Consider the following 12,535-nt stretch of genomic DNA (forward strand, 5'->3'; position numbering starts at 1 on the left):
AATTTTCAGCGGCCCAAGAATCTATCAATGCCCTCGGTGGCACCTGGATCCATCATGTTCTGCGCCATCACCTCGGCGGCGAAGTCGTAGGCTTCGGCCAGATCCATCTGACGCTGTGGGTGGAACATCGATTTGCCATAGCGAATCGCAGCGGCGTTCTTGCTCAGAATCTTCTCAACCTTCGCCTGCACCGCGGCTTCGAGTTCGTCATCCTCAACAACTTCGCTAATCAGACCGGACTCCACTGCCGTTTCAGCACTTATCATGTCGCCCGTTACCAGCATATCGAAAGCGCGTTTAGCGGAGACCGAACGCGATAGTGCTACAGCGGGGGTAGAGCAGAATAGGCCGAGGTTGATGCCGGGTACGGCGAACTTGGCTCGTTTACCGGCGATGGCGAGATCACAGCTTGCGACCAACTGACAGCCTGCCGCAACGGCAGCGCCGTGCACCTGGGCAATGACTGGAACTGGCAGTGAAACCAGACTCTGCATCATTTTGCCGCAGCGCTTGAATAGTGTCTGGTAGTAGGCGTGCTCTGGGTTTGAGCGCATCTGCTCGAGGTCGTGTCCGGCACAGAAGGCGCGACCCTCAGCGCTAATCACGACACAACGAACATCAGGATCGGCGTTTATCGACTCGATCTCCTGCTCCAGCCGACCGATCACATTTTCGGAGAGCGTATTAAGTTTGTCTGGGCGATTGAGGCGCAGATAGACCACATGGTCTTTATCCGTGCGAATTAGCTCGTCTTTCATGGTCAGCGCAAGTTCCGTAAGTTTTTGGGTTGTCCTGATCATAACTCAGTCGACGCGATCAATACCAAGTCCATGTGGTGATTAATTAGTCGAAATCCGATGCGAGATTTGCGATTATTCTGAACTGCACATACGCGACGGTCGTAATCCTGACGATAACAATAATCAATTCAGCAGAGTTTCGAGATGCATTTAACCGAACGCTTTTTTAATCAGAGTGAAACCGTCCCTCAGCAAACCTGTTTTGCCTCACGATCGCCAGAAGGATGGCAGAAACTTACATGGCGTGAATCTGCACAGTTGGTGCGCTCTGCGATGGCTGGGCTGCGGGCCGCAGGCGTAAAACCGGGGGATCGCGTTGTTCTGCTGTGTGAGAACCGTCCTGAGTGGGCAATCTTCGATCTAGCGATTATGGGTGTGGGCGCTCTGGTTGTGCCGGCCTACACCACACACTCGCGCGCCGACTTGAGTCACATTTACGACCTGGTAACCCCCTCAGCGATTATCGCCTCAAGCAAAGCGCTTACCGAACGGGCGCTGGAGGGGGCCGAGGACTATCGAGGTATAGAGCATGTTTGGTCGCTGCAGGCAGATGCTTTTGATAGCGCGGAGGTGAAATCCTGGAGTGAGCTCCTCGAGGCAGAGCCGAGCGATTCAGCTGTAGAGCCGGGCACACCAGACGATACTTGCTGCCTAATTTTTACGTCGGGTACTAGCGGTCTGCCTAAAGCAGCTATGCTGACGCACCGCTCGATTGGTGCAAACTTAGATGCTGCGGTTCGCCTCCTGAGTGAACTCGGTGTTGGCTATGATGACCGCTTCCTCTCCTTCCTGCCGATGGCCCATGCCTATGAACATATGGCTGGTTTGCATCTGCCAATCGCGCTCGGATCAGAGCTCTGGTTCTGTGAATCTACCGATAAGCTGCAGCAGTATCTGCAAGAGGCTCAGCCAAGTATGGCAACGGCGGTGCCGCGACTTTATGACCTGTTGCACGCACGGATAACCGCGCAGGTTAAGAATGCGCCGCCTACCAAGCAGAAGCTCTTTAATGCGGCAGTGACTCTGGGTCGCAAGCGTCTGGCAGGGGAAAAGCTCTCTATGCTCGAAAGCCTCTTCGATAAGTTACTAGATCGATTGGTTCGCAAGAAGGTGAAGGAGCGTTTCGGCGGACGTATTCGCTACTTCATCTCCGGCGGTGCGGCGCTCAACCTTGAGGTTGGACACTTTTTCACTAGCCTGGGACTTGGCATCATCCAGGGTTACGGCCAGACCGAGGCGAGTCCACTGATCAGTGTGAACCACCCCAATCGCGTCAAACTGCATACCGTCGGTGAGCCGATGGATAATGTAGAAGCGCGCTTGGCCGAGGATGGCGAGCTGCTAGTTCGGGGCGACTGTGTAATGAAGGGCTACTGGGAGGATGAAAAGTCGACCCAGGGCACGATCATCGATGGTTGGCTGCACACCGGAGACTTGGCTGTGATCGACGAGGATGGATACATCGAGATCGTCGGTCGTAAGAAAGATCTAATCGTCACTTCCGGCGGTGACAATGTCGCCCCCGCGAAAATTGAAGCGGCACTCTGTGCTCACCCAGAGATTGAACAAGCCGTAGTCTTTGGTGACGGTCGCCCTTGGTTGGGTGCGGTCATTATTCCGTCGCCTGATGAGGGTGCGGATGAGTCGCAAATAGAGGCGTGCGTGCGCCAAGTAAACCAGCAGTTGAACAACTATGAGCGGGTGCGTAAGTTTGTCATTCAAACAGAGGTCTGCTCCATTGAGAATGGTCTGCTCACCCCAACGCAGAAGGTGAAGCGCGATAAAGTGTTAGCGATTAATCACGAGCAGATTAGCGTGCTCTACTGATTTAGCTAACGGTAAACCAGGTCTTCATTCCTGCCATTTGGTGTTCAATCATGTGGCAGTGGATGAGCCATTTACCCAGATTATCCGCTGGCATACGAATAGTGACGCGCTCTTGTGGCGCCATCAGCAAGGTGTCATGCCAAGCGCTGGCGGGGTAATTTGCGGAGTCTGACTGAAAGTGATGCCCGTGAAAGTGCATCGCGTGATCCCAAGCGGTGTTATTGATCATCTCAATCTCCACCAGGGTACCGCTGGCTACATCAAACATGGGGTCTTCTGCCATATTGGCAATGCCGTTGAGGGCCCAAGCTTGCTGACGCTGCATCAACTCGCGCCCTGAAAGGCGCTCGCCTTTGTAGGTGGCCTCGGATAACCAGCGCATAGCGCCGCCCTGCATCTCGAGTTTTAGCTTCAGACCGGGCTCCCCACTGAGTATCTCAATAGGATTTGCGGGTAGTGGTTTAGGTTCACCGCGAGTCGCTAATGTACTCGCCGGTTCGCTGACGAGGATTTGGGCGATCTCGTAGAACTGACCCTGATATTCAAAGCCAAAGGGCAGGATTGCACCCGCCTCGTTTGGAATATCGAGTAGCAGGTCATAGCGCTCTGCCGGTGCAATATTCAGTGAGCCCTGTAGGGTTGCGACCTCTGCCAGAGGTTGGCCATCTTTAGCAATTATCCAGCCGGGAAGCGGGGCGCGAATCGTCATAACGCGAGCGTTCGCTGCGTTGATCAGCCGCACTCGAACACGCTCACCTGCTTGAGCATCTAGCTGAGGGCCGAGCTGCTTGTTGACGCTCAGCACGTTGCCCATGCGGCCTGAGTGCGACCAGTCGTGCATATCCTCGAGCGATTCTAGATCAATCTGCCCATCCTGCTTAACACGCCAGTCATCCAGCATCATGACTAACTCGCGATCGTAATCGGGTTGAGTGGGCTCCTCAATAATCAGCGGGAGGTAGAGGCCCCGGGCCAGCTGTTCATAGGTGCGATGGTGCGTGTGGGCCCAATAGGTGCCTGCATCCTGAGGGGTGAATTTGTAGATAAAAGTTTCACCCGGCTGAACCGGTTGTTGAGTCAGACCGGTCACCCCATCCATCGCGTTATCGATACGCAGGCCATGCCAGTGCACACTGCTAGGTTCACTCAGTTCGTTTACGAACTCAATCTCGACGGGTTGCCCCTGCACTAAACGCAGTTCATTCTCGGAGTAGCCCCACAGATTCGTCGAGGTGTTCTCATCGAGCATGTTGCGGGTCTCTTCCCGAGCGATTAACCGAATTTTTCGAACACCCTCCTGAGAGTATTGCTGGGCGATGACCAGACGCGGCGCTAGTGTTGCAGCTGCGGTCAGTGCTAGAAAACGACGACGATTGAGATTCATACTAAGCTCCAAATTTGCCTTCAGTGTACCAGCGGTTGGCTGTCATATAGCTGAAGCCGCTCGCGGGCAGAGGAGGCGCAGCTTTAAAAATTTGTCATCAACTGTGCGTCTAGCAGCGCGTGTTTCTCAATTAACCGCGCAAAGTGGAGTTGTTGGGTTTGGCTGGCAGGGCCGAACCCCAAGAATTGACCCTCTTGATGCCTCAACTCTTCAAACCACATTTTTGAATCACGATAAAACACGCGCCGCCGCTTCAGGCCACCGAGCTCGTTACTGATATGTTGCAGTACAAGCGTCGGGCACTCGCGAATCGGCGAGGTCTCCTTAAAACAGGCATCCGCGAGTAAGACGTGGGTGTCTGTCGCAACGAAGAAATAGAAAGCGTACTGCACATTGGCCACCGTTGATTCCGAACAATTTGGATACGAAAAAGCTCGGGCGGGCGATCTAGTTTTTCTTCATAACCGTTAGACCAGAGTAGATTTCTTCAGCAAACGATTCGGGGATTAGCGTGAACGGTTTTTTAGCAACGGCTCTCTTAAGTCTCAGTTTGTTTCTCGGTTCGGTGCATGCCAGCGAGCCTACAGTGATACGTTTTGATCCCCAATCAAGTAGCCTGCTGATCAGCATACCTTCACAAGCAATGCCTCAGAGCGAACATGAAATACCGAAGTTTTTAGCCGTAACAGCTCAGACGCAAGATCTAGTGACTCTGACAGGGAAACTTCCAGAGATTTCGGAGCCCGATAGCCGTTTCGGTGTGGGTGAGGGGGGGGCGTTTCTTTTCAGCGCCATCGATTGGTTAGATCCTGCGGTGTGGGCGGGCGGTTATTTGCGGCTCGAATCACCCTCGGGCTATCCTGGTGTGGCTTCCGGCAGGCGGGTGAGTGAGTTAGATGCGAATGGCCAGTACATAGCGGAATACCGCATCAATAGCGACGAGGACCTTAGCCAGCTTCACGTGTTTTTTGGCCCTTATTTGATCAACACAGAAATACTAGAGCTGAATGACCAAAGCATCGAATTGAGAACGTACTTTAAGCCCGAGAATCAGCCGGACTCTCCGGCCTACTTGAGAGCAGTTGCCACCTACCTAGAAGGGTACTCAAATCGTATTGGACCCTATCCGTTCGAGCGCTTTTCCGTTGTTTCTGCACCGCTTCCGGTCGGACTCGGATTGGACCGTATGACCTATGTGAGCGAACAGATATTGGGGCACTCCTACATGCTGGGGCGATCGCTGGCGCACGAAGTTTTGCATGGTTGGTGGGGCTCGGGTGTGAAGGTTAACTACCAACAAGGAAACTGGGCTGAGGGGTTGACCACTTTTATGGCCGACTATGCGTTAGCGCAGCAACAGTCCGAGGCAAAAGCCATGGAGATGCGTCGAGGCTGGCTGGAGGCACTCAATAGAGTCGATTCATATGAGCCCTTGGGTCGTTTCAGGTATGCCCCGAGACGCACCGATCAGTCTGTTGGGTATGGCAAGAGTGCGATGTTCTTTCACATGCTACACCAGCGCTTGGGTGATGAGGCTTTCTACACAGGGATACGCCAATTCTGGAACAGCTCGAGAGGCGCCTCAGCCGGATGGTCGGAGATACAACATGCCTTAGCGAAGTCGAGTGGCGTTGATCTCTCCGCGGATTTCGAGTTCTGGTTAGCGGCGCAGCGACTACCCAGCTATTCAGTCGAGATAGCGGATCAGATGCAAGCGTCGAATGGCTACAGGGTTGTACTGTCCATTCATGCGACAAACGCCCCTCAGACGGGCCGTTTACCCATAAAGTTTCTAAGCAGTGAGTCTGCCGAAACGCGCTGGGTACAGTTTAATAGGGAGTGGTCCGAGGTTGATCTCATCTTCGCGAATAAGATCGATACAGTGGTAGTGGATCCGCACTTTGAGGTGTTGCGTCGCTTGGATACTAAGCAGTAAGAGCAATCAGAAAATGATTCCACTGGACTCACTGCACCAGCCCTGTAAAACTAGCCGAAAATGCATTGTTAAGGAAAAAACGCTCTCATGAGTTACGAACTATCCGGAACCGTCAAAGTTATTCAACAGCCTCAGACCTTTGCTAGTGGTTTCTCGAAAAGAGAGCTGGTGGTGACTGTGCAGGACGGCAACTACCCGCAAGACATAAACCTTGAGTTCGTAAAGGACAAAGCGGATCTGCTTGATAGCCTTTCAGTGGGTGATTCTGTAAAGGTGTGGTTTGATATCCGTGGCCGTGAGCATAACGGGCGTTACTACAATAACCTCAGCGCCTGGAAAGTGGAGAACCTCAGCGGTAGTCAGCAGGGTGCTGCACCCGTTCAGGAACCGCCTCCGTTCGACGATGATCTCGATGATGTACCCTTCTAACCCTCTCTGAGTACGAATCTGAGTGGATCATCGTCTTCCCATAGACACCCGTGCAACCATGCTGATGACGCTCCTCTGCGTCATCTGGGCAACTCAGCAGGTCGCACTCAAAGCGACCGCGGCTGACTTCTCTCCAATGCTACAAACCGCGTTGCGTTGTGGCTTTGGTGCGCTGCTTGTCTCCCTGTTTGTTTTGGTGCGCCGTCAAGGCGGCTTTACCCACACCGAGCCGACCTTCTGGCCGGGAGCGCTTGCGGGCTTGCTGTTTGCCTCGGAGTTCATGCTTGCGGCGATCGCTATCGAACTTACTAACGTCGCTCATTTGATTGTTTTGCTCTACACCGCGCCCATTTTCGCGGCTATCGGATTGGCGATCTATCTACCGAACGAGCGCTTACATCGGCTTCAATGGCTGGGTATCTTACTGGCGTTCGGCGGAATCGTGATCGCTTTTTGGGAACCGACCGATCAGGGGCTGAGCGATGTTCTGATCGGTGATCTTCTGGCGCTTGCTGCTGGGGCAATCTGGGGTTCGACAACCGTGGTTGTGCGCACTACCAGCCTTACCCGGGCACCCGCGGCCCTAACGCTGATCTACCAACTGGTTGCTTGTTTCCTATTGCTGCTCGCAGTGGCGTGGTTTACCGACGATCTGCGCTTCACTCCAACACCGCTGGTATTGACCAGTTTTACCTTTCAGGTCGTAGTTGTGTCGTTTTTTAGCTATCTGGTCTGGTTCTGGATGTTGAAAACCTACCTGGCCTCACGCTTGGGCGTCTTCTCGTTTTTGACCCCTGTGTTGGGCGTGATGCTCAGCGTACTGCTACTCGATGAGAGCTTTGGGCCGCGTTTTCTCATTGGCACCCTGCTGGTCGTCGTCGGAATTACGTTGGTTAGCGCCCACAGTTTTATCTCGAAGCAGCTAGGATTGCGCAGTAAATAATCGTTGCAACTTTGCATCTGGCGTCGGAATATCTGAGCACAATCCGAATCCCAAGGAGCTCCGATGCTATCCTCCTCTGAAGTCTCTCAAGCCGCCGAACTACTGATTACTGCTCATCGTCAGCACAAACGTATCAATCAACTTCCCGCATCGCTAACACCGACCGATTTTGCGGATGCCTATGCTATTCAAGAGCGGGTTTGGAATGCTTTGGAGCAAGTCGCAGACCAGCGTATTTCTAACTGGAAATGCGGTTGTCAGACGCCAGAGTCAGATCGCTTTGTCGCACCGATCTATACAGATCGCGTATTTTCTAATGGTGAGAAAGTACCGGAAAATCTACTGCATGAAATTGCTGCAGAGTCGGAGATTGCCTATCGAATAGGCAGAGACCTACCTCAACGGGACGAGCCCTATACTGACGAAGAGATACGCGCAGCGATCGATGCGATCGTGGTCAATATCGAGATCTGCGATAGCCGTATAGAGGGTTGGCGTGATGCGCCGTTTTATTGGCAATGTGCAGATAACCAGAACTCGGGGGTCATGGTGGTTGGCGAGGCCTTCAGCGATTGGCAGAGCGTTGATATGGCGCAGCAAGAGGCCCAGCTTTGGGTCGATGGCGAGCTCAAACTTAGTGTGGTTGGCGGTAATACGGTGATCGATCCGTTCAAGGTTGTACCCTCTGCCGTCAATCAGGTCATCAACCGTACAGGCGGTGTTAAAGCTGGGGACCTATTTACTGCCGGCAGTTGTCTAGGAACCCTTGTGGTGTCGCCTGGCAGCGATGTGATCGCGCGTTTCCCCGGCATTGGTGAGGCCAGAGCACTGCTCGGAGTCTAATTATGGAGGCGTTGAAGCTGCAGCGGGGACATTTGACTGATGCTCAGGTCGAAAAGTACTGGGAGCAGGGCTACCTCTTTCCGATACAGGTCTTTGGTGAAGCTCACGCCGCTCAGATACGCGCGGAACTCGAACGGATTGAATCTGACTGGGCGCAGGCAGACCTGCCGCGCTCGGTGAAAACCTACAAACGGGTCAATGCCCACGCCGTCATGCCCTTCGCCTATGACTTGGCTCAACGCTCCGAGCTTTTGGACGTTGTTGAGGGGATTCTGGGTCCTAATATTCTAATCTACGGGGTCGAGTTCTTTATCAAAGAGCCTAATACCCGTCAGTTTGTCAGTATGCATCAGGACCTAACCTACTGGGGCTTGGGTGATACACAGAAGATGGTGACGGCTTGGCTGGCACTCTCTCCGTCCACGACTGAAAGCGGTTGTATGGAGTTTGTTAGTGGAAGCCACAAGTTGGCAATTCAGCCCCATAAAGACACCTTTGCAGAGGATAATCTTCTTTCGAGAGGCCAAGAGGTTCAGGCGGATGTGTCACCTAGTCAGCGCACACCCATTGAGCTGGCGCCGGGTCAGATATCTCTGCATCATGGGATGACAATTCATGGCTCCGGCCCTAACACAAGCGATGATAGGCGTATCGGAGTCGTGATCCGCTATATGTCGACTGATGTCCGGCCGCAGAACGAAGCGCCTGATTACGCGGTGCTTGCTCGCGGAGAATATGATTTCGGTGCGTTTCATCCGATAGATCGCCCTCAAGCACTTTTTCACCCTGACGCCTTGAGTGCCTATGATGAGATTCGAGCGGCACAGGCCAGTGTAAAGTTAGCTAATACCCGGGTAGCCAAAGATCCCTTTCATGAATAGCCATCTATTCCTGTTCGCTTTGCTGACTATGCTGGGGTCCTCCACCCAAGCAGAGGTTGCGCTCAGATTAATTGATCCACACTCGCACCACGAGCGTGATTACGAGACCGAGTTTGATTGCGCAGATGTGATAGCGGCCCTAGACGCGGCATCGGTAGAACGGGTGCTGATCACTAGTGGGGGAAACCACTCCTCCCAGCTCTGTTTCAAGAGGTATCCAGATCGCATTATTCCTTTCTATTCGGTCTATGGCGGGGCACTGGATAAACAGACCTGGATGCATCAACCGGCAAAGATTGATGAGGCTCAGGCAGCGCTAGAGAGCGGCGAGTTTAGTGGTATTGGCGAGCTGCATATCTTTGCTCAGGACAGTGAAAGTGAGGTCTTAGCAGGCTTAGTGGGTTTAGCCCGTCAGCATCGCCTACCGATGCTAATACATGGCGATGCTGAAGTCATCGAGACGGTGTTTACCCTCAATCCTAAAGCACGTGTGCTCTGGGCACACCTAGGAACTGAGCCCGAGATCGAGTTGTTGCAACAGCTGCTAGATCGCTACCCAGAAGGGCTTTATATCGACACCTCAGTGCGCGACACGTTATTGCTTGGAAACCCCATTGTTAATGGCCCGCAGCGTAACCGCCTTACTCCCGATTGGCATGCTTTCTTGGTGCGCAACCAGGATCGATTATTGGTCGCTGTTGATACCTACAGTCTGAATCGCTGGCGCAATTATGCTGAGGTTGCTGATCAAATTCGCCTCTGGCTTTGGCAGTTACCGCCATCGGTAGCAACGAAGCTGAGCTACACGAATGCCCAACGATTTTTTGATGATTCACACAGAGAGTAGCTATGCAGATACGTGAACTGACGCCGCTTGACCGCTTTGAAACCCTTAACCTCTTTAGAACGGTATTCACTGAGTCCGAAGGGGTTGAGGAGGGCAAGATGCTGGAGTCTCTGGTTGGAAAGGTCTTTGACTCGTTGGGCGCGCCCGCGATTTTGGGCTTTGGGGGTTATCTCGATGAGCGTTTGGTGGCTGCGATCTTTTTTAGCCAGTTGGATTTTCCTGACGGTGAGCAGGTTTATCTGCTCTCGCCGGTCGCAGTCGCTACAGCGGAACAACGTAGCGGCCTCGGTTCAGCGCTTATCAAAGCGGGGCTAAGCGAACTTAGATCGCGCGATGTGGTAGTTGTGATGACTTATGGTGACCCCGCCTACTATGGTCGCTTCGGATTTGAAACGGTATCCGTTCAGACTGTTGCTGCGCCTTACCCTCTCTCTATGCCGATTGGTTGGCTAGGTCTCTCTTTGGGCCAAGATAAGCTGCTAGGTCTCAGTGGAACGCCACGAACGCAACCCGCATTTGCAGATCCGGCAATCTGGTAAATCGGCGTTTCCGAGACAGATGTCCGCGGTAATTGAGTCACTTTCAACGCCCCGCTACCGCGTTAACGTCGGCAGGCGCTCTGAATCTCTCTCAGAGCGGGCTGCCAGCGTTCAAAGTCGATAAGTCTGTTTCGCTCTATTGCCGCAAACTTTGACTGGGCAAACCACTCGTTTACACAGGCTTGCACCTCGCCCTGTGTCTCTCCTAGGAAAGCTTCTTTGTCGATCTTTACGCCAACCATGCGTGAGAAGCCATCGTTTAGCCCCATCGCATAGACCCGCTCGCCCGCGCAGCAGACCGCACAGTTGGCTAGGTCGTCATAGGGTTGCCAGCCCCCTAGAGTGGTTGGCGTGTCACCAGACGCATCGGGGTTGAGCATCTCAAGCATGCTCTGCATGCGCCAGTCAGTATCATCCAGAGGATTGAGCAGACGGAAAGGGGTGGCCGCGACTGAGTAGAAGAGCTGCTCATCTGCTAGACCGATAAAGCTGGGATAACCGTCGTTACAGCGATCACCGGCCCACTGCCACCAGAGTGGATAGGCTTCACCGTTCGCCTCTTTGCTAACCATCGCCAGCAGACCAAAGTGGCCAGAGCCCCCAGTGTTAAACATCAACTCTAAGAAGGCGAGTTCACTATCCTCACCAGTATCGAAGCTGCGAAAAAGTGAGTAGCTGTTGAAACCAGCGTAGCCCGGGTATTCAGGGTCTTCAGGATTATCTGAAGAGAAGCTGGTCTGCTGCTCGCCCTGGTTGTCCCAGCTGTGCGTCTCAATCGGTAGTTTGATCAATTCGGGATCGCAGTTCAGCGGCTTCTCTGGATCTATCCCCTCGCCGGAGAACACCGATTTACCGAAATCGGCAAAGCAGTGAGGATGCAGAAACGGCTCTTGAGCGAGTGAGTAAGCTGAAAGTGTCAGCCCTAGGATCGATAGTACGAAGCTTGCGAGGTTCTTCTGCATAGAGAGCGGCCGGTTATTGTTAGAGTAGTTGTTTACATTGATCGTAGCGCAACTCGTTATAGGATATTTGCGATGGGTCGTGCAAAACGCTGGGCGTACAGTACTCCTACAGCGGTTCAGTATAGCTGTCACATCAGCTCCCAAAAAGCCGATACTAGTGGGTTCTTCAGGCTCTTTTTCAACGTGAATAGTCCGATATCAAACGGCTCGAGCGCAGGGTCTACCTCAAGCACTTGGACGCGCTCTGCCAGTGGACTGTTGTCCAACACGATTTTAGGTACGACACCGATCCCGAACCCAAGACTCACCATACTTACGATCGCCTCGTTACCGGCCACTTGCGCATAGATATTCGGTGCGATGCCTTGCTCTCTAAACCATTCGTCCACACACCCGCGTGAAACCCCCGCTTCGGACAGAATCATCGGCACTTGGGCCCACTCTGCAGTGTTTTTAGGCGACGTGGTTGGCAGATTCGGTTGCGGCTGAAGCGGGGCGATAAATAGCAGCGGAGACTGTGTGATTGGCTTGAATGCCAATCCACGGTGCACGATATCTGGGCGTGCGGCGATGGTGACCTCTTCATTGCCGTCCAAAATGCGTGAGATGGCGCGATCGGGATCGCCCGTGTGCAGTTTAATCTCTATACCCGGATGCACTGGACGGAAGCGATTAAGCAGCTCGTAAAGGAAGGAGTAACTAGCGGTTACCGAGCAGTAGATACTGATCTCACCGCTCAGCTGACCGGACTTATCGGTTAGTTCGTGGCGAATGAGATTCCACTGGCTGGCGGTATCGCGAGCGAACTGCAGAAACTTCTGCCCCTCAGCGGTAAGCTCAACGGTGCGGTTATCGCGATTAAACAGACTAACCCCTAACTCCTCCTCCAACTGACGGATATTGCGCGACAGTGCTGAGATGCTGATATGGCACTCTTCACTCGCGCGGCCGAAATGCAGCGTGTCTGCAAGAGCAAGAAAGTGGCTGAGGGTCTTTAGGTTCATTGCGCCATTCTAAACCTTTATCGATTGTGTTGCGAAATATGGGACGTTGTTTTGCAAATATATCAATTTACGAAAAGGTTTGGCTTCTGTACATTGCACGCATTCGCGAATCATCTGCGCTGTTTATCGGGCATCTGAGT

The 12,535-nt window shown here is 53.2% G+C and carries 13 protein-coding genes; 8 read left to right on the forward strand and 5 right to left on the reverse strand.

Going from position 1 to position 12,535, the window contains the following annotated elements:
* Positions 1–5: 5 nt before the first annotated feature.
* Positions 6–758: an enoyl-CoA hydratase gene (locus tag AC1WNR_RS00610; protein ID WP_481642624.1), complete on the reverse strand. Its 753-nt coding sequence runs from the start codon at positions 756–758 to the stop codon at positions 6–8.
* A 186-nt stretch (positions 759–944) separates the two neighbouring features.
* On the opposite strand from AC1WNR_RS00610, the gene AC1WNR_RS00615 reads away from it, so the two are divergent.
* Positions 945–2,627: an AMP-dependent synthetase/ligase gene (locus AC1WNR_RS00615; protein ID WP_481642625.1), complete on the forward strand. Its 1,683-nt coding sequence runs from the start codon at positions 945–947 to the stop codon at positions 2,625–2,627.
* Position 2,628: 1 nt separating this feature from the next.
* Here the strand turns inward: AC1WNR_RS00615 and AC1WNR_RS00620 are convergent, their stop codons facing one another.
* Complete coding sequence (locus AC1WNR_RS00620; protein ID WP_481642626.1) at positions 2,629–4,011, reverse strand: multicopper oxidase family protein; 1,383 nt, start codon at positions 4,009–4,011, stop codon at positions 2,629–2,631.
* Between the two features lie 83 nt (positions 4,012–4,094).
* Positions 4,095–4,412, reverse strand: a complete 318-nt coding sequence (locus AC1WNR_RS00625) for a hypothetical protein (protein ID WP_481642627.1) — start codon at positions 4,410–4,412, stop codon at positions 4,095–4,097.
* Between the two features lie 185 nt (positions 4,413–4,597).
* Here AC1WNR_RS00625 and AC1WNR_RS00630 point away from each other — a divergent pair, with 185 nt between their 5' ends.
* The 7 genes from AC1WNR_RS00630 to AC1WNR_RS00660 all read left to right on the forward strand — a co-directional run bounded on the left by AC1WNR_RS00630 (position 4,598) and on the right by AC1WNR_RS00660 (position 10,429).
* Positions 4,598–5,947, forward strand: a complete 1,350-nt coding sequence (locus tag AC1WNR_RS00630; protein ID WP_481642628.1) for a M1 family aminopeptidase — start codon at positions 4,598–4,600, stop codon at positions 5,945–5,947.
* Positions 5,948–6,034: 87 nt separating this feature from the next.
* Complete coding sequence (locus AC1WNR_RS00635; protein ID WP_481642629.1) at positions 6,035–6,376, forward strand: DUF3127 domain-containing protein; 342 nt, start codon at positions 6,035–6,037, stop codon at positions 6,374–6,376.
* Between the two features lie 22 nt (positions 6,377–6,398).
* Positions 6,399–7,319: a DMT family transporter gene (locus tag AC1WNR_RS00640; protein WP_481642630.1), complete on the forward strand. Its 921-nt coding sequence runs from the start codon at positions 6,399–6,401 to the stop codon at positions 7,317–7,319.
* A gap of 63 nt (positions 7,320–7,382) precedes the next feature.
* Positions 7,383–8,162 (forward strand): 2-keto-4-pentenoate hydratase, encoded by a 780-nt coding sequence (locus AC1WNR_RS00645; RefSeq protein WP_481642631.1) that lies wholly within the window; start codon positions 7,383–7,385, stop codon positions 8,160–8,162.
* Between the two features lie 2 nt (positions 8,163–8,164).
* Positions 8,165–9,043, forward strand: coding sequence for a phytanoyl-CoA dioxygenase family protein (locus AC1WNR_RS00650; protein WP_481642632.1), 879 nt, complete (start codon positions 8,165–8,167; stop codon positions 9,041–9,043).
* A complete protein-coding gene (locus AC1WNR_RS00655) occupies positions 9,036–9,890 on the forward strand; it encodes an amidohydrolase family protein (protein WP_481642633.1) in 855 nt (284 codons plus the stop codon). Before AC1WNR_RS00650 ends, AC1WNR_RS00655 begins: the two co-directional genes overlap by 8 nt.
* A 2-nt stretch (positions 9,891–9,892) precedes the next feature.
* Entirely contained in the window at positions 9,893–10,429 is a 537-nt protein-coding gene (locus tag AC1WNR_RS00660; RefSeq protein WP_481642634.1) for a GNAT family N-acetyltransferase, read from the forward strand.
* Between the two features lie 62 nt (positions 10,430–10,491).
* Here AC1WNR_RS00660 and AC1WNR_RS00665 read toward each other — a convergent pair whose 3' ends face one another.
* A complete protein-coding gene (locus AC1WNR_RS00665) occupies positions 10,492–11,391 on the reverse strand; it encodes a hypothetical protein (protein ID WP_481642635.1) in 900 nt (299 codons plus the stop codon).
* Positions 11,392–11,519: 128 nt separating this feature from the next.
* Positions 11,520–12,395 carry an HTH-type transcriptional activator IlvY gene (gene ilvY, locus AC1WNR_RS00670; protein ID WP_481642636.1) on the reverse strand — a complete coding sequence of 292 codons (876 nt, stop codon included), beginning with the start codon at positions 12,393–12,395 and terminating at the stop codon, positions 11,520–11,522.
* Between the last annotated feature and the right edge of the window lie 140 nt (positions 12,396–12,535).

Source organism: Marinobacterium marisflavi, from assembly GCF_982447095.1.

Coding starts and splice junctions, on each gene's coding strand:
- AC1WNR_RS00655 (WP_481642633.1), top strand. CDS start 9,036: ATGAATAGCCATCTATTCCTGTTCGCTTTGCTGACTATGCTGGGGTCC.
- AC1WNR_RS00620 (WP_481642626.1), bottom strand. CDS start 4,011: ATGAATCTCAATCGTCGTCGTTTTCTAGCACTGACCGCAGCTGCAACA.
- AC1WNR_RS00615 (WP_481642625.1), top strand. CDS start 945: ATGCATTTAACCGAACGCTTTTTTAATCAGAGTGAAACCGTCCCTCAG.
- AC1WNR_RS00650 (WP_481642632.1), top strand. CDS start 8,165: ATGGAGGCGTTGAAGCTGCAGCGGGGACATTTGACTGATGCTCAGGTC.
- AC1WNR_RS00660 (WP_481642634.1), top strand. CDS start 9,893: ATGCAGATACGTGAACTGACGCCGCTTGACCGCTTTGAAACCCTTAAC.
- ilvY (WP_481642636.1), bottom strand. CDS start 12,395: ATGAACCTAAAGACCCTCAGCCACTTTCTTGCTCTTGCAGACACGCTG.
- AC1WNR_RS00645 (WP_481642631.1), top strand. CDS start 7,383: ATGCTATCCTCCTCTGAAGTCTCTCAAGCCGCCGAACTACTGATTACT.
- AC1WNR_RS00635 (WP_481642629.1), top strand. CDS start 6,035: ATGAGTTACGAACTATCCGGAACCGTCAAAGTTATTCAACAGCCTCAG.
- AC1WNR_RS00665 (WP_481642635.1), bottom strand. CDS start 11,391: ATGCAGAAGAACCTCGCAAGCTTCGTACTATCGATCCTAGGGCTGACA.
- AC1WNR_RS00610 (WP_481642624.1), bottom strand. CDS start 758: ATGAAAGACGAGCTAATTCGCACGGATAAAGACCATGTGGTCTATCTG.